Origin of the sequence: Klenkia marina, from assembly GCF_900101025.1 — a bacterium.
Taxonomy (GTDB): Bacteria; Actinomycetota; Actinomycetes; order Mycobacteriales; family Geodermatophilaceae; genus Klenkia; species Klenkia marina.
Genome location: NZ_FMUH01000006.1, coordinates 60,813 through 75,811 on the forward strand (window position 1 = coordinate 60,813; position 14,999 = coordinate 75,811).

Sequence of the window (14,999 nt, forward strand, 5' to 3'; positions counted from 1 at the left end):
CCACCACCCGGACGCGCTCAGTCGCGCTCGTCCCGGTCGCCGAGGTCGCCGCGCCGGACGCGACGGACCTTGCCGATCGTGCGCAGGTCGCGGAACGGCTCGCGACGGGCGCGGCCGAGACGACGGTCCTTCCAGGGCCGACAGACGCGGCAGCCCTTCCACTGGCGGTGCGGGGAGTGAGCCATGACAGCTCCTGTCCGTGACTACACCCGCCACGGAGGGCGGGGTAGCCGTCGCCTCTCCATCGCCGCACCGTAGCCGCCCACCAGCGTTCCGAGGATTGTCGGACCCCCGTGCGACGGTGCCCCTCCGGCCATCGCGGGGTGGCCACAGCGGGGGTGTGCGTGGACGAGGTCGGGGTGGTGCGCGGGCAGGTCTGCCCGCAGTGCGGGGTGGAGGACGCCGTCCCCGTCGTGCTGGGGATGCCGGACGCCGCCCTCGCCGCGGCCGCGGAACGCGGGCTCGTCGTGCTCGCCGGGTGCGTGGTGCTCGACGAGCGCGGCGCCTTCCACTGCCGCGGGTGTTCCCACGAGTGGGGCGCCGCCGGCGACCCCACCACCGACGAGCAGCAGCTCGCCGACCTGCTCGGGGTGCGCCACCGCGAGCTCGCCCACGCCGTCGGCACGGGCTGGCGTCGGCTCGGGTCCGACCTGGCCGACGTCGTCTGGTTCGCCAGTGGCGAGCCGCCCCAGGTGGCCGTCGGCGTCGTGCCGGGCATGCTGACGCTGGCTCCGGTCGGGGCGGTCGACGACCCCTTCGCGGCCTGGGAGACCGGGCGGTCGTTCACGCGTGACGACGTCCTCTGCTCGCCCGCTCTGCTGGCCCGGACCGCCGACGACATCGCCCGGGCGCGACGGCGGAGCTTCCGGTGGTGCGGGCGGTGTCGTCGACCGTTCGCGCCCGAGGACTTCGCCGGGTACCGCGGTACATGTGCGTCGTGCGCCGAGACCGACCGGCGCGAGTAGTGACCGCCGCCGTCGTGGTCGTGGGTGCGACTGCGATGCTGTCCGGAACAGTTCCGATGGTGGCGGGGGAGCGGGCATGACGGCGCGGATGGTCCCTGCGGACCCGGGCTTCGAGTCGAGTGCCGAGGCGCTGTTCGCCACGGCGCTGCGCGAGCAGCTGCCCGACGACGCCGTGATGATCTGCAACCAGCGGTTCACCGACCGGACCGCCGACCGGGAGGCCGACGTCATCGTGGCCTGGCCCGGGCGCGGTGTCGCCGTCCTCGAGGTCAAGGGCGGCAGCGTCTCGCTGCGCGACGGCCAGTGGTGGCAGACCGGTGGCGCCAGCAAGCCAATCCACCCGGTCGAGCAGGCGCTGAAGTGCAAGTACGCCCTGCGCGACTACCTGTACCGCGCGCCGCGCTGGTCGCGGGGCAACCCGCGGCTGGTGCACATGGTGGCGCTGCCGACCACCACGCTGCCCAGCGACTTCACCGCCCCGGACGCACCGCGGTGGGCGGTGATCGACAAGACCGAGATCCCGGAGGCCGCCGCCCGCATCGCGTCGGCGCTGCGGCAGGCCGAGCGCCAACCGGAGGCACCCACCGCCGACGAGGTCGAGCTGCTGGTCGACTGCCTGGTGGGCACGCTCATCCCGCAGGCCGACCTCGTCGCGCAGCTGGGCGAGCGGGAGGCCGCCGTCGAGCTGCTCACCCGCGAGCAAGCTCGGCTGCTGGACTTCCTCGAGTCCCACGACCGGGTCGAGATCCGCGGGGGTGCCGGGTCCGGCAAGACCTGGCTCGCCGTCGAGAAGGCTCGTCGACTGACCGCGGCCGGCTACCGGGTCGCCCTGCTCTGCTACTCGCGCGGGCTCGCCGAGTTCCTCCGCCGGCGCGTCGCGTCGCTGAAGGACCGCCACCGCCCCGCGTACGTGGGGGAGTTCCACGAGCTCGGCATCGCCTGGGGCGTCGAACGCGGGGCGGACGACGACAGCTCGTACTGGGAACGCGAGCTCCCCCAGCAGATGGTCGCCCGCGCCTCGCAGCTCCCGCCCGCCGAGCTGTTCGACGCCGTGGTCATCGACGAGGCGCAGGACTTCGACCAGTCGTGGTGGCCGGCCGTGCTCGCCGCGCTGCGCGACCCGGAGAAGGGCTGCCTCTACGTCTTCTCCGACGAGGGGCAACGGGTGTTCACGCGCCAGGGGCGGTCGCCCGTGCCGTTGGAGAGCTACGACCTGAAGCAGAACCTGCGCAACACCAAGCAGATCGGCGGCACGTTCTCCAGCCTGACCACCGCGCAGATGCAGCTCCTCGGTGGCGAGGGCGTGCCCGTGCGGTTCGTGCCCTGCGCGACGGACGACGCGCTCGACGCCGCGGATGACGTCGCCGACGGTCTGCTCGACGCCGGCTGGCCCACCCAGTCGGTCGCGCTGCTCACCACCTACCGCAGACACCCGGTGCAGATCGAGCGGCAGGCCGAGGGGCAGGACGCCTACTGGTCCTCCTACTGGGACGACGAGGACCTCTTCTACGGGCACGTCCTCGGGTTCAAGGGCCTGGAGCGGCCGGCCGTGGTTCTCGCGATCAACGGGTTCCGCGACGAAGCGCGAGCGCGGGAGATGCTCTACGTCGGGCTGTCCCGGGCGCGGGACCTACTGGTCGTCTGCGGCGACCTCGACCTCATCCAGCGGGTCGGTGGCGATGCCGTTGCCTGTCGCCTGCAACGAGGGTGACCGGACCAACCCGTCTGCTGACCTGCCGCCAACTCGCCAGGCAATGATGTCGATTAGGCGCACTCGACTAATCGGTCCTTCCTCGCCGACTGCCAGCTCCAGACGGTCCCATGCACTGCTCTGGTCGCGCAGGTCTCGGGCTACGGCCGACGACAGCTCGATCATGTAGTCCGCCGAAGATCGGCCCTTGGTCGGAATGTGGAGCATCCCGCGGTAGCAGTTCTGCACCTGCTTGTCGTGCAGTACGAGGAAGTGCGGCCGTTTTCGGTGAAGCACCTTCGACAGCGTCGTTTCCCGCACGCCCCAGGGACGGTCACGCGGAGAGTCCAGCAGTACGTACAGCGGGCCGACGAGCTCGCGAATGGTGTCGGGGCCAGCATTCTGCAGGCATAGGTCGACAGGGATGGCCCGGAGGTGTTCCTCGAGTTGGTCAGTTATGTTCTGAAGGCCGTAGAAGGAGCGGATCGACAGACCGACGTTCAGCAGCGCCGGTGCGAGTAGATCTGCATCCACGAGATGGTCGGGGTCGGCATCGGCCATGTACTTGTCGTAAGCCGGGAATGCGTACGCCGCTTTGGCCCGACGGTTGGCCTCAGCGTCTGTGTACTTGCTGACCCAAACCTCGGCCTTCGCGAGATCAACAGTCTTGTCGCCGACCCGCAATTCAGTCGCTGTCCGGGCTGTCATGGCCGGACCCTACTGTCGACCGGTCTCCGTGGGCCGCCGGTCGGACATGCGCCGGACCAGCTTGGTCAGACCAATGGCCCTCACGGATGGCATCGGCCCACCGGCGGGTAACCACCAACCACGTGAGCATGTCGTGCAGCCGTAGGCGCGTCATCGACTGGCCGGTCGCCGCAACGGCAGCGGTTTCCAGCAGTTCGAATGCGGTCGCATTACGCGCGAGGTCCTCGTGGATCAACGCCCAGACCGTCGCTTCATGAGCGGACGCCAGCGTGCCGATGAGGCGTGCGGTGGTCCTAGAAAGCAACGGGAACAATCTCGGACGGCGGTGGTGCAGGACAGCACTGCCGTGATCCGGTTGCGACAGCGCGCGGGCCGCCTCGAGCGCCGCCACCACGGACCCTTCGGTCGCACGGCGGGGCGGCAGCTCCCAGAACGGGCGACCAGCGGCATCCGTCTCGGCACGCGCAATCAGCGGTCTCAGGTTGTCGGCCTCCCTGAAGAACCCAAACCGCACATCGGGGTCCCGGGCAACTCCGTGCAGCCCCTCGGCGGCGCCGACGCTCAGCGCCAACGACTCATCGTCGTCGTCAGCCGGTTGGGCATCGAACACTCTGAATCGGTAGGCCGGTACCCGCACCCAGTGGCCCGCTGGGCGGCTCGGCGTCCGCGCGAAAAGCCAACGCTGGGCCACGGCATATCCCCGCACGGCAGCGACGGCATCGGCGAACGGAACCGGGTCGGGGCCGCACGTCGCGAGCAGTAGGTCGTCCACGAGCCCTGTCATACCGGGCCCCTCCGACAGTGCATTCGCTCGACGGCATCGGCGATCGCGGCAACGACGGCGTTCGGATCCTCGTGCTCCCAGAAGCGGAGCACGGTCCAGCCCAGGCCCTTCAGCTGCGCGGTCACCGACAGGTCGCGCAGTTGGTTGGTCTCCAGCTTCGTCACCCACCACGCCGCGTTGGCCCGCGGGAAGTGGAGGTGCTCGGGACAGGCGTGCCAGAAGCAGCCATCGATGAACACCGCCAGCCGCACCCGGGTGAAGGCAATGTCGATCGACCGCCGCCGCTGCCCCGGCACCCGATAGGCCACCCGGTAGCGCAGCCCCTCCGCGTGCAACCGCTGGCGCACCGCCATCTCCGGCCCGTTGTCCCGCTTGCGGGTCCGCTGCATCCGGGCTGACACGACGGCCGACGACGACCCGGGGTGCGGTGGCGGCGTCGGCATGGGCGCACCGTGGCAGCCATCTGTGACAGTCCTGACCGCACGTGTGGACAACCCGCAGAACGGTCACAGCGCTGGAGGATCCGCAGACCAGAGGAGAAGACAGTGGCAGTGCAGTCGGTGGCGGTGCTCGGGCTCGGCACGATGGGTGCCGCGATGGCCCAGCGGTTGGTGGACGCCGGGCTCGACGTCCGGGTGTGGAACCGCAGCCCCGAGAAGGCGGAGAAGTTCGGGGACCGGGCAGCAGGCAGCGCGGCCGAGGCGGTCGAGGGCGCGGACGCCGTCCTCACCATGCTCTTCGACGCCGACTCGGTGCGGGCCGTGGCCGACGACGTCCTGCCGGCCATGCGTCCCGGCGCGATCTGGCTGCAGAGCTCCACCACCGGACCGGGTGCCGCCGAGGAGTTCGCCGCCCGGGCCCGAGAGGCCGGCGTCCGGTTCCTCGACGCCCCCGTGCTCGGCACCAAGGCCCCCGCCGAGCAGGGCAAGCTCACCGCGCTGCTCGCCGGTGACGACGCCGACGTCGACGAGGTGCAGCCCATCCTGGACGCGATCAGCGTCAAGCAGGTCCGGGTCGGTGCACCCCCGCAGGCCTCCGCGCTGAAGATCGCCGCCAACGCGTGGATCGCCACCGTCACCGCCGGCATCGGGCAGTCGCTGACCATCGCCGAACGGCTCGGTGTCGACCCCGCGCAGCTGCTCACCGCGATCGAGGGCAGCGCGGTCGACACGCCCTACCTCCAGATGAAGGGCAAGGCCGTGCTCGCCCGCGACTTCACGCCGTCCTTCGAGGTCACCGGCCTGCTGAAGGACGTCCGGCTCGCCGCGCAGACCCCCGGCGTCGACACCGCCCTGCTCGATGCCCTGGCCGGGCTCTACGCCGCCGCGGCCGACGGTGGCCACGGCGACGAGGACGTCGCCGCTGTCTGGCACGCCTTCCAGCGCTGAGCGCGTCGTCCCCGGCGGGGGCCGCGGGCAACACCCCGTGACGGAACCGGACGCAGATCACCCACCCGCACGGCACGGTTCACGTAGCGGAACGGCAGTTGCCACTAATACTGGACGAGTGGACAGACGACGAGCCCCCGAGGTGGCGACCCCGCGCGCCGTCGCGGCGACGATGTCGACGTCCTACCTCGTCGGTGGGCTGGCCGGCCTCTGCGTCGTCGCCGGCAGCAGGCTGGAGAACCCCCGCACGCAGGCGCTGCTCGTCCTGTCGCTCACCGCGCTGGTCGGCGCGGGCATCATCCGCCGGTGGGGCAACCACTGGCGCCGCGAGGCGGTCCACGCACCCCTGATCGCCGCGACCTGCCTGATCAGCTGCGCCGTGCTGATCGCCCCCGACCCGGTGAGCGCCATGGTCGCCGCCTCGCTGATGTCCTTCCTCGTCCTGGACGCCTTCCTCTTCGTCGACCGGCTGCAGGCCACCGGGCACGCCCTGCTCGCCCTGTCCGGGATCACCGCCGTCCTGGTCGCCCGGGACGGCGTCCCGCTGGCCACCGTGCTCGGGCTCGACGCCATCCTCATCGCCCTCGGCGTGGTCACCAGCACGCTCGTCGCCCGGGCCTCGGCCGCCGAGCGCGACCCCCTCACCGACCTGCTCAACCGGCGCGGGTTCGACCGCGTCCTGCACGAGGAGGTCGCCTGCCTGCCCGCTACGGGCGGACGGCTCTCGGTGGCCCTGCTCGACCTCGACCACTTCGACCAGCTGAACGAGACGCTGGGCGCCGAGGCAGGTGACCGGGTGCTGCGCCAGGTCGCCGACACCTGGCGGCGCGGCCTGCCGCCGCGCGCGGTGCTCGCCCGGTACGGCGGGGACGAGTTCGCCGTCCTGCTGCCCGGGGCCACCGGCCAGCAGGCGTGGGCGCTGGTCGAGTCCGTGCGCACCGGCCGCGCCGGGCCACCGCTGTCCGGCGGCGTGGCCGAGTACGTCCTCGGCGACAGCGTCGCGCAGGTGGTCCGGCGGGCCGAGCAGGCCCTGTTCGCCGCGAAGAGCGCCGGCCGCGACCGCTGCACCCTGGACGGCGACGAGACCCCCGACCTGGTGCGCGACCTGGCCGCCGCCCTGGACGCCGGCGACCTGCGCACCCACTTCCAGCCCATCCTGCAGCTCTCCGACGACGGCGACACCGTGGTCGGCGCCGAGGTGCTCGTGCGCTGGGACCGCCCCGGCCACGGTCCGGTGCCCGCCCAGGACCTCGTCGCCGTCGCCGAGGAGCACGGGCTGGTCGGCCGGCTGGGGGAGACGGTGCTCCGGTCGGCCTGCAGCCAGCTCGCCGAGCTGCACGCCACGACCGGACGGCGACTGCGCCTGGGCATCAACGTCTCCGGCCTCGAGCTCGCCGACCCCGGCTACCCCGAGCGGGTCTGCGCGGTGCTCACCGAGACCGGGTGGCCGGCCTCCGAGACCGTCATCGAGGTCACCGAGACGGTGCTGGACGCCGACTCGTTCACCTCCGTCGCGTCGCTGCACGCCCTCCGCGCGATGGGCGTGCTGGTCTCCATCGACGACTTCGGCACCGGCTACTCGTCGCTGGCACGGCTGGACACCCTGCCCGCCGACATCCTCAAGGTCGACGCCGCGTTCACCGCCAGCATCACCACCTCACCGCGCCGGGCGCAGATGCTGCGCAGCGTCGCGGGCCTGGCCGCGGCCCTCGGGCTGGACGTCGTCGCCGAGGGCGTGGAGACCGAGGAGCAGCTCGAGCTGGTGCGCCGGGTCGGGTGCACCTACGCCCAGGGCTGGCTGCCCGGGCGCCCCTCGACCCTGCCCGACCTCGTCGCCGCCCTCGACCGCCCCGGCGTCGCCCGGCCCATCTGACCCGACCGGCTCACGGGTGGGCCGGCCACGACGACCTCGGCAGCAGCGGGACGGCGGTGCGCCCGTCGCCCACGTGCAGGCTGCAGTCGACCCGCTCGCGCACGCGCAGCACGGCACCGGCCGCCGCGGCCCAGGCGTGGTCCTCCGGCAGCGGGCCCGCGGCTCCCGGCCGCTGCAGGTAGAGCGCGAGGTGCAGGTCGGTGCGGGGCACGTGCTCCTCGTCGGCCACGGTGGCGTGCAGGTCGACCAGGTGCCCCAGCAGTGCCCGGTCGGGCTCCGACGGCACGCCGTCGACCGGCACGAGCACCGGCGCCGAGCTGCCGTCGGGGCGCAGCCACCGCACGACCAGGCTGCGCTGCGCGGGAGGGGCCTCGTCGGCGAGCAGTCCGACCCACTGCTCGGCGAGTGCGGCGTCGTCGGCGACGGGGACGGTGGGGTGCGGGATCGCGGTCATGGCGGGCAGGGTGCCGCAGATCCGCTGACCGCGATGATCTTGTCCACAGGCTCTGCGGATGTCGTACCCCGCGGGTTGACTGGCCCGCATGCAGACCTTCACCGCCCACGGCGGGCTCACCCTGCCCGCGCTCGGCTTCGGCACCTACCGGCTCAACGGCAACCCCGGGGTCGAGGCGATCCGCACGGCCATCGACGGCGGCTGGACCCTGCTGGACTCCGCGTTCAACTACGAGAACGAGGGCGCGGTGGGCAAGGCCGTGCGCGACTCGGGCCGCCGCGACGAGCTGATCATCACCTCGAAGCTGCCCGGCCGGCACCACGCCCACGACGAGGCGATCGCCACGATCGAGGAGAGCCTGCTGCGCACCGGCCTCGACGTCCTCGACCTGTACCTCATCCACTGGCCCAACCCCGGCGTCGACAAGTACGTCGAGGCGTGGGGCGCGCTCATCGAGGCCCGCGACCGCGGCCTGGTCAAGGCCATCGGCGTCTGCAACTTCGAGCCCGAGCACCTCGACCGGTTGAGGGCCGAGACCGGCGAGCTGCCGCAGGTCAACCAGATCGAGCTGCACCCCTACTTCCCGCAGGCCGAGTTGCTGGCCTACGGCGCCGAGCACGGCATCATCACCGAGGCCTGGACGCCGCTGGGCCGGGGCAACGACCTGCTCGAGCACCCCGTGCTCACCGAGGTCGCGGCCGCCCACGACGCCACCACCGCGCAGGTGGTACTGGCCTGGTCGATCGCCCTCGGCGCACTGCCGCTGCCCAAGGCGGCGTCCCCGCAGCGCCAGGCCGAGAACCTCGCCGCGGCCGAGCTGGTGCTCACCGACGACGAGGTCGCCCGCATCACCGCGCTGGGCCGCCCCGACGGCCGCACCTACGACCAGGACCCCACCCGCTACGAGGAGTTCTGACCCAGGTCCTCGACGACCCGGTCGAGCTGGCGCACGACCGGGGCGCCCGGCATGCGGGCGGCGATCGCGTCGCGGCAGGCTGCGTAGTACCAGCGCAGCCCGTCGCGGCCCCCGGCGAACCGGGTGAAGAACTCGGGCCCGTAGGTCGCCGCGTCGGCGGCGATGCGCGAGCCGTTGTGCACCTTGTCGCAGGCGGTGACCAGCAGGGCGTCCTCGCGCTTGGTGGCCAGCGTCGCGACGTAGGCCTCCTTGCGCTGCCGCCACGGCAGCTCCCCGGAACCGTCGTTCGGGTTGTCGCTGCACGCGGCGACCATCGCGACCACCGCCGGCCCGAACTGCGCCTCGATGTCGGCCAGGACGGCGGGGCCCCGCCCCTCGGGGGCGTCCTCGACGGCGTCGTGCAGCAGGCCGGCGATCGCCTGGTCCTCGCTGCCGCCCTGCTCGAGCACCAGCGCGCTGACCGACAGCAGGTGCGACAGGTAGGGCACCCGCGAGCCCTTGCGCAGCTGGGCGCGGTGGTGCTCGGCGGCCATCGCCAGAGCGCGGTCGTAGCGGGGGCCCAGCGGCCCGGAGCCCAGGCGCTGCCAGTCGTCGAGGGTGCTCACCGCCCCGACGCTAGTGGGGCTCCCCCCATCGAGGGGGAGCTGCTCAACCGCAGGTGACGCCACCCCGATGCCGTGGGGACCCGCCCGCCTCACCTGGAGCACCCCGTGGACCGAACCGCCGCCCCCGTCTCGACGCGCACCCTGCTGTGGGGCGTCGTGGCACCCCTGCTGGTCGGCTCGTTCGTGCCCGCGCTGTCCGGGCCGGCGCTGGTCTGGCTGCTGGCCGGCCTGGCCACCCTGTTTGTGCAGGCCGCGTCCGGCGCCGTCCGGCGCGCCGACCCCGGTGAGGACGACGGCGAGGACGACGCCTGGGATGCGTGGGAGGCCCGCGAGGCCGCCGCCCAGGACGACCCCGACGGCGACCGCGCCGCCCCGGTGCGCGTCCCCGCCGTCCCGGGCCGGTGGTGGAACCGCCCGCTCGAGAACCCGAACACCGCAGCGGCCCGCGCCGGCAGCTGGGGCTGACCCGCTAGCCTCGCTGGACGGCGCGGGGGCGCAGGTCGGCGAGGGAGGTCCGGTGCGGCAGCACGGCCTGGCGCGCTGGGTGCTCGCCTTGACCGTCGTCCTCGTCGGTCTCGCGGTGGCCGCCGGGGCCGCCCTGTGGTCCACCGAGACCCAGGTGCAGCGCACCCAGCAGCACCGCGACGACCTCGCCCAGGTCGCCCGCATCGAGGCGCAGCTGCTCACCGGCTACGTCGACGAGGAGACCGGCCTGCGCGGCTACCTGCTCACCGCCGACCCCGACTTCCTCGCCCCCTACGAGCGCGCCGCCGAGATCACGCCGCTGCTCACCACCGACCTCCGTTCGGCGTGGGAGCAGGCCGGGGGGCCGGTCGACCTGGTCGAGGAGCTGGAGGCCGCGCACGACACCTGGGTCGACCACGCCCGGGCCCAGATCGCCCTGGTCGGGCAGGCCGGCACCGAGGCGGCCAGCACGGTCGAGCAGACCCAGCAGGGCAAGGTCTACTTCGACGCGATCCGCGATGCCGAACGCACCGCCGCCGACTGGGTCACCGCCGCCGGGGACCGCGCCGCCGACCGATTGGCCACGCTCCAGGGGCGCATGACGTGGCTGCTGGGCGGCACCCTCTCCACGCTGCTCGTCGTCCTCGTCGCCGGGTCGCTCGTGCTGTGGCGGGCCGTCGTCCGGCCGCTGGGTCGGCTGGCCGCCGCCACCCGCGCCGTCGCCGCGGGGGACCTGGCTGCCGTCCTGCCGGTCACCGGTGCCCCCGAGATGCGCAGCCTGGCCGGCGACGTCACCGCCATGCGCGACCGGCTGGCCGCCGACCTGCACGGCACCCAGCGGGCCCTGGACGCCCTCGCCCAGACCGGGCCCGCCGTCTCCGCCCTGCGCGCAGCCCTCGAACCCGTGGGCGGTCAGGTCGTGGGGACGACGGTGGCCGGGCGGTTGGACCCGGCCGAGGGCGTGCTGGCCGGGGACTGGTTCGACACCGTCGCGCTCACGCCGAACCGGCTGGGCGTCGTCGTCGGCGACGTCGCGGGCCACGGTCCGGCCAGCGCGGTGTTCGCCCTGCGCCTCAAGCACAGCCTGCTCACCGCGCTGCGCGCCGGCCTGGACCCGGGGGAGGCGTTGGGCGCGGTGTGCAGCGACCTCGCCGACGCCCCCGCCGGGCAGTTCGCCACCGCGTTCGTGGCCGTCCTCGACGTCGCCGACGGCGTCGTGCGCCACGCCAACGCCGGGCACCCGGCGGGTCAGCTCGTGGACGCCGGTGGCGGGTGGACCGAGCTGGCGCCCACCGGCCCGCTGCTGTCCTCGGTGTTCACCGGACGGCGTTGGCGCACCACGACCACCGGCCTCGACGCCGGCGACGTCCTGCTCGTGCACACCGACGGCGTCACCGAGGCGCGGGACCCCGCCGGTGTCGAGTTCGGCACCGAGGGCATCCGCCGGGCGGTGCAGGAGATCGGTACGGACGACCCGCAGCGGGTGGTCGACGCCGTGGCCGCCACCAGCATGCGGTTCGGCGGCAACCGCTCGCGCCGCGACGACCACACCGTGGTGTGCGTGCTGCGGTCGGGCGTCGTCCCCGAGGCGCGGGCGGCCGTCGAGGACCTGCCCGGCAGCCTGGCCCGCTAGTCGAGCCAGTGCTCGATCTCGTCCAGGTGCTCGTGGGTGAGACCCGTGGCCAGGTCGGGGGCCACGGGCAGCACGTGCGGGTGCGCGGCCAGCCACTCCTGGACGTCGTCGGCGCGCAGGGCGAGGTCGTCGTCGATCCAGACGGTGCGGCGGCCCGGGTCCTCGTCGACGACCGCGCGGGCGGCGTCGAGCTTCCACCAGCGGCTGGCCCCGGCCAGCGAGCCGGTGAACCCCGAGGGTCCGGTGCCGTCGGAGCGCTCGTGCACCCGCAGCCCGCGGGGGAGACCCATCGGTTCGGCGAGCAGTGCGTCGGCGTTGCCGGCCCACGTGGTCAGCCACTGCACCTCGACACGGCCCTGCTCGTGCCACCCGGCCAGCCGGCGCGTGACCGTGGGGTCCCAGGACAGGGTGTACCCGGCGAAGACGGCGGTCTCGCGGTCGGTGGCGGTGCTGCCGACGGCGTTGAGCACGCCGTCGACGTCCAGGAGCAGCAGCGGGGTGCGCACGGTCAGTCCAGCGGGAGGCCCTGGGCGGCCCGGATGCGGGCGCGGGCGCGCAGCAGGTACTCGGCCTCCCAGTTGTCGAGCTCGTCGTCGACGGTGAGCTCGAGGCGGGTGAGGCCGATCGCCGTCCAGCGGGCGGCCTGGTCGAGGTCGCCGGCGGTCTCGAAGACCTCGGCCATCGCCGCGCACTCCGCCGGGGCCGGCCGGGAGCGGCGGAACTTCTCGGCCACGGCCCGGGCCTCCTCGGTGCGGCCGGAGGCCAGCAGCACGGCGGCCATCGAGCAGCGGACGTCGGGCTCGACGGTGCCCCGGGCGCCCTGCGAGCGGCGGAAGACGTCGAGCGCGCCGTCGGTGTCCCCGGCGAGGTCGAGCTGCCAGCCGGCCTGGGCCAGCAGCGCGGCGGTCGAGACCTCGTCGTCGGGGTGCACCTCCTCGGCCCAGCCCAGCAGCGTCTGCGCCAGCTCGCGGTGGGCCGCGGGTGTGCGGTGGCCCTCGGTGGCGTCGAGGTCGTCCTCGGTCAGGGGCGGGCGCACACCGACGACCCTAGCCGCGCTCTGGCGCACCCGGCTCGCGCCCGCCAAGGTGTGCGGCATGGGCAAGCTCATCGCAGTCGCCGTCGTCGTGGTGGTGCTGGTGGTCGTGGTCCGGGCGTACCAGCGCAGCCGGTCCGCACCCGGGGTGCGAGGCCCCGCCGGTCGGCGGTCGTCCTCCGACGGCGGGACCTACGTCGCCGGCGACGCCGGCTGGTCCGGGGGCGGCGGCCACCGCGGTCACCACGACCACGGCAGTTCGGACGGCGGGCACTCCCACGGCGGGCACGCGCACGACGGGGGCGCCTCCGACAGCGGGTCCTCGGGCGGTTCGGACGGCGGCGGAGGCGGGGGAGACGGCGGCGGTGGTGGTGGTGGCGGGGGCGACTGACCCCGGCTGGGCCCGCCAGGGCCGGTCGTCGGCCCGGGTGCCCTGGGTCAGGTCCGCGCCACCCGCATGCCGAACCAGCCGATGCCCACGATGACCGCCAGGTCCAGCACGTAGCCGACGGCCACGAGGCCGACCTGGGGCAACAGCTGCGCCACCACGACCCCGGCCAGCGCGGCCGGGGCGAACCAGCGCGGCGCGGTGCGGGCGAGCGCGGTCGCCACCAGGCCGAGCACGGCGCCGAGGGCGATGACCGCCGACGACCCGAGGATCGTGGGCAGCAGCAGATCGAGTCGGTCGTCGAGCGCCGCGACGAGCTCGGCGCCGTCGGCGGCCGGCAGCACGGCGGGGTCGACCGCGTAAACGAACGGCAGCACCTCGGCGTTGATGACCAGGCCGAAGACGATGCCGCCCAGGCCGACCAGCGCCCCGGCGACGACGGAGAGCACCGACGCCCGGCCGAGGACGACGAGGAACACGGCCACCGCCACGAACGACACGATGTAGCTCGGGGCGCCGAGGTAGAGGTTCATCGGCCACAGCCCGGGGCGTGCGGCGTCGGCGACGCTGATCGACCCGTCGAACGGGCCTTCCCAGATCGTGAACGCCAGGCGCCCGAGGCAGGCGAGGACGAGCAGGGCGAACAGGACGACGGGGCCGCGTCCGGTGGTGGGACGGACGGCGGGCTCGGACAGCAGCACGGTGACCTCCAGGTCGGTGGGAGGAGGTCACCGTGGCGCGCAGAGTCCCCTCGGCGCATCGGCCTCACCACCTAATTGCTGGTCAGGGGCTGTGCTGCAACCAGATGCGGGCCGCCTGCACCCGGCGGTTCGTGCCGCCGTCGGCCCGCAGGTCGAGCTTGGTGAACACCGACCGCAGGTGGGCATCGACGGTCCGTTCGGAGATCACGAGCCGGGCCGCGATCCCCGCGTTGCTCGCCCCGGTGGCGAGCAGACCGAGCACCTCGTTCTCCCGCGGCGTCAGCCCGGGCACCCGGCCGGTCGGCTCCGGTGGCGTCGCCGGTGCGAGGGCATCGGCCAGCCGGCTCCCGCCCACCCAGGCGGCGCCGAGACCGGCCACCGCGAGCCCGGCGACCACCAGGACCGTCGACACCGGTCCGAGCCGCGCCGCCAGGACGGTGCCGACGCCGAGGACGACGAGGACGGCGGCCGTGGTCGTGGTGGCCCGGACGACGCCTGCCAGCGACCCGCCCGGGTCACGCGTCGCGAGCGCTGCGCAGCCCGCCGCGCACGCCGAGCCGCCGGCCAGTGCGACGAGGAAGGCCACGGACCCGAGCTCGGGCGCCACCGCGCCCGGATCGCGGGCGACGGCGAGCAGCAGGCAGAACACGACCACCAGCGGTGCGGTGAGGGTGCCGGCTGCGGCGACCGCGAGCCCGGCGCGCGCCGGCCCCTCGGAGGTGAGCGCCGCCCGGGTCAGGCGCACGGGGAGCAGCAGGAGGGCAGCGGCGGCGGCGAGCGTCAGCACCGCGCCGACCGGGGCCAGCGCGGTGCGCCAGGCCTCGGGGGCGATGGTCGGCACGCCGGCGAAGGGGTCGGTGGCGGTGGTCAGCACCAGGCTGCCGACGGTGGCAGCGGTGAGGACGGCGGCGACGAGCCGGGCATCCCATGCACGGGACCCGGTGTGCCGGACGGCGGCCGCTGCGGTGAGCTGGGCCAGCGCCAGCGGTGGGATCCACGCCGAGTTCCAGACCGCCACGGCGACGGGGTCCCCGGTGCTCACCGCCCAGGCCGCGGCGAGGAGGTAGGCCAGCAACGAGGCGGCCAGCCAGCGGGCGGTGGCGCGGGCACGCGGTTCGAGACGGGTGGCTGCGAAGGCGGTGGCCAGTGCCCCGGCGGTCAGCGCGAGAGCCCCGACGGGGTCGGTGGCGAAGCTCCGGTCGCCGGTTCCGCGGAGCACCAGGAGGGCGAGCGCCGGGACGACGCCGGCGGCCAGCAGCGCGGGACGCACCATGCCGGACCGGACCTCGGACACGTGAGCAGCCTGCTCCGACGGGTGTTGCGCTGTCCACACCCGAGTTCCGGACCTGGCCTGACCTGCATAGACTCCCGCGAACCGGTCGGTTGATCACGGGAG

At 74.0% G+C, this 14,999-nt stretch carries 18 protein-coding genes; 8 read left to right on the forward strand and 10 right to left on the reverse strand.

Features of this window, described 5'->3' with window-relative positions; all coding sequences use genetic code 11:
• Positions 1–17: 17 nt before the first annotated feature.
• Positions 18–185 (reverse strand): hypothetical protein, encoded by a 168-nt coding sequence (locus tag BLP29_RS21080; protein ID WP_165839419.1) that lies wholly within the window; start codon positions 183–185, stop codon positions 18–20.
• 159 nt (positions 186–344) lie between these two features.
• Between BLP29_RS21080 and BLP29_RS16630 the strand changes: the two genes are divergently transcribed.
• Positions 345–965 carry a hypothetical protein gene (locus tag BLP29_RS16630; protein ID WP_165839420.1) on the forward strand — a complete coding sequence of 207 codons (621 nt, stop codon included), beginning with the start codon at positions 345–347 and terminating at the stop codon, positions 963–965.
• A 76-nt stretch (positions 966–1,041) separates the two neighbouring features.
• Positions 1,042–2,676, forward strand: coding sequence for a nuclease-related domain-containing DEAD/DEAH box helicase (locus BLP29_RS16635; protein ID WP_092806604.1), 1,635 nt, complete (start codon positions 1,042–1,044; stop codon positions 2,674–2,676).
• Here the strand turns inward: BLP29_RS16635 and BLP29_RS20735 are convergent.
• From BLP29_RS20735 to BLP29_RS16645, 3 genes are read right to left on the reverse strand one after another with little or no spacing between them, the layout of a single operon-like run.
• The gene (locus BLP29_RS20735) at positions 2,596–3,363 is read right to left on the reverse strand and encodes a DUF6308 family protein (RefSeq protein WP_133379224.1); all 768 of its coding nucleotides are present in this window, start codon (positions 3,361–3,363) and stop codon (positions 2,596–2,598) included. The genes BLP29_RS16635 and BLP29_RS20735 overlap by 81 nt on opposite strands.
• A complete protein-coding gene (locus tag BLP29_RS16640; RefSeq protein WP_133379226.1) occupies positions 3,341–4,135 on the reverse strand; it encodes a DUF6308 family protein in 795 nt (264 codons plus the stop codon). The genes BLP29_RS20735 and BLP29_RS16640 overlap by 23 nt, the downstream gene beginning before the upstream one ends.
• Before the next feature lie 8 nt (positions 4,136–4,143).
• Positions 4,144–4,590 carry a very short patch repair endonuclease gene (locus BLP29_RS16645; protein ID WP_092806608.1) on the reverse strand — a complete coding sequence of 149 codons (447 nt, stop codon included), beginning with the start codon at positions 4,588–4,590 and terminating at the stop codon, positions 4,144–4,146.
• Between the two features lie 9 nt (positions 4,591–4,599).
• Between BLP29_RS16645 and BLP29_RS16650 the strand changes: the two genes are divergently transcribed.
• Both BLP29_RS16650 and BLP29_RS16655 read left to right on the forward strand, forming a co-directional pair.
• Positions 4,600–5,535: an NAD(P)-dependent oxidoreductase gene (locus BLP29_RS16650; RefSeq protein ID WP_279385459.1), complete on the forward strand. Its 936-nt coding sequence runs from the start codon at positions 4,600–4,602 to the stop codon at positions 5,533–5,535.
• 142 nt (positions 5,536–5,677) lie between these two features.
• Positions 5,678–7,408, forward strand: coding sequence for a putative bifunctional diguanylate cyclase/phosphodiesterase (locus BLP29_RS16655; protein ID WP_133379228.1), 1,731 nt, complete (start codon positions 5,678–5,680; stop codon positions 7,406–7,408).
• A gap of 10 nt (positions 7,409–7,418) precedes the next feature.
• Here BLP29_RS16655 and BLP29_RS16660 read toward each other — a convergent pair whose 3' ends face one another.
• The gene (locus BLP29_RS16660) at positions 7,419–7,862 is read right to left on the reverse strand and encodes a hypothetical protein (protein ID WP_092806612.1); all 444 of its coding nucleotides are present in this window, start codon (positions 7,860–7,862) and stop codon (positions 7,419–7,421) included.
• A gap of 88 nt (positions 7,863–7,950) precedes the next feature.
• Here BLP29_RS16660 and BLP29_RS16665 point away from each other — a divergent pair, with 88 nt between their 5' ends.
• Positions 7,951–8,778: an aldo/keto reductase gene (locus BLP29_RS16665; RefSeq protein ID WP_207798559.1), complete on the forward strand. Its 828-nt coding sequence runs from the start codon at positions 7,951–7,953 to the stop codon at positions 8,776–8,778.
• Here BLP29_RS16665 and BLP29_RS16670 read toward each other — a convergent pair.
• On the reverse strand, positions 8,763–9,383 hold the full coding sequence (locus tag BLP29_RS16670; RefSeq protein ID WP_207798560.1) for an HD domain-containing protein: 621 nt from the start codon (positions 9,381–9,383) through the stop codon (positions 8,763–8,765). The genes BLP29_RS16665 and BLP29_RS16670 overlap by 16 nt on opposite strands.
• 105 nt (positions 9,384–9,488) lie before the next feature.
• On the opposite strand from BLP29_RS16670, the gene BLP29_RS21085 reads away from it, so the two are divergent.
• A complete protein-coding gene (locus BLP29_RS21085; RefSeq protein ID WP_092806616.1) occupies positions 9,489–9,848 on the forward strand; it encodes a hypothetical protein in 360 nt (119 codons plus the stop codon).
• A gap of 52 nt (positions 9,849–9,900) precedes the next feature.
• Positions 9,901–11,481 (forward strand): PP2C family protein-serine/threonine phosphatase, encoded by a 1,581-nt coding sequence (locus BLP29_RS16680; RefSeq protein WP_092806618.1) that lies wholly within the window; start codon positions 9,901–9,903, stop codon positions 11,479–11,481.
• Here BLP29_RS16680 and BLP29_RS16685 read toward each other — a convergent pair.
• Positions 11,478–11,987 carry an HAD domain-containing protein gene (locus BLP29_RS16685; protein ID WP_243470042.1) on the reverse strand — a complete coding sequence of 170 codons (510 nt, stop codon included), beginning with the start codon at positions 11,985–11,987 and terminating at the stop codon, positions 11,478–11,480. The genes BLP29_RS16680 and BLP29_RS16685 overlap by 4 nt on opposite strands.
• A gap of 2 nt (positions 11,988–11,989) precedes the next feature.
• On the reverse strand, positions 11,990–12,517 hold the full coding sequence (locus BLP29_RS16690) for a hypothetical protein (protein WP_092806620.1): 528 nt from the start codon (positions 12,515–12,517) through the stop codon (positions 11,990–11,992).
• 58 nt (positions 12,518–12,575) lie between these two features.
• On the opposite strand from BLP29_RS16690, the gene BLP29_RS21090 reads away from it, so the two are divergent.
• Positions 12,576–12,905, forward strand: coding sequence for a hypothetical protein (locus tag BLP29_RS21090; RefSeq protein ID WP_092806622.1), 330 nt, complete (start codon positions 12,576–12,578; stop codon positions 12,903–12,905).
• Between the two features lie 47 nt (positions 12,906–12,952).
• Here BLP29_RS21090 and BLP29_RS16700 read toward each other — a convergent pair whose 3' ends face one another.
• Positions 12,953–13,603, reverse strand: coding sequence for a hypothetical protein (locus BLP29_RS16700; protein WP_092806624.1), 651 nt, complete (start codon positions 13,601–13,603; stop codon positions 12,953–12,955).
• Positions 13,604–13,685: 82 nt separating this feature from the next.
• On the reverse strand, positions 13,686–14,897 hold the full coding sequence (locus BLP29_RS21840) for a helix-turn-helix transcriptional regulator (protein WP_279385460.1): 1,212 nt from the start codon (positions 14,895–14,897) through the stop codon (positions 13,686–13,688).
• Positions 14,898–14,999: the final 102 nt, after the last annotated feature.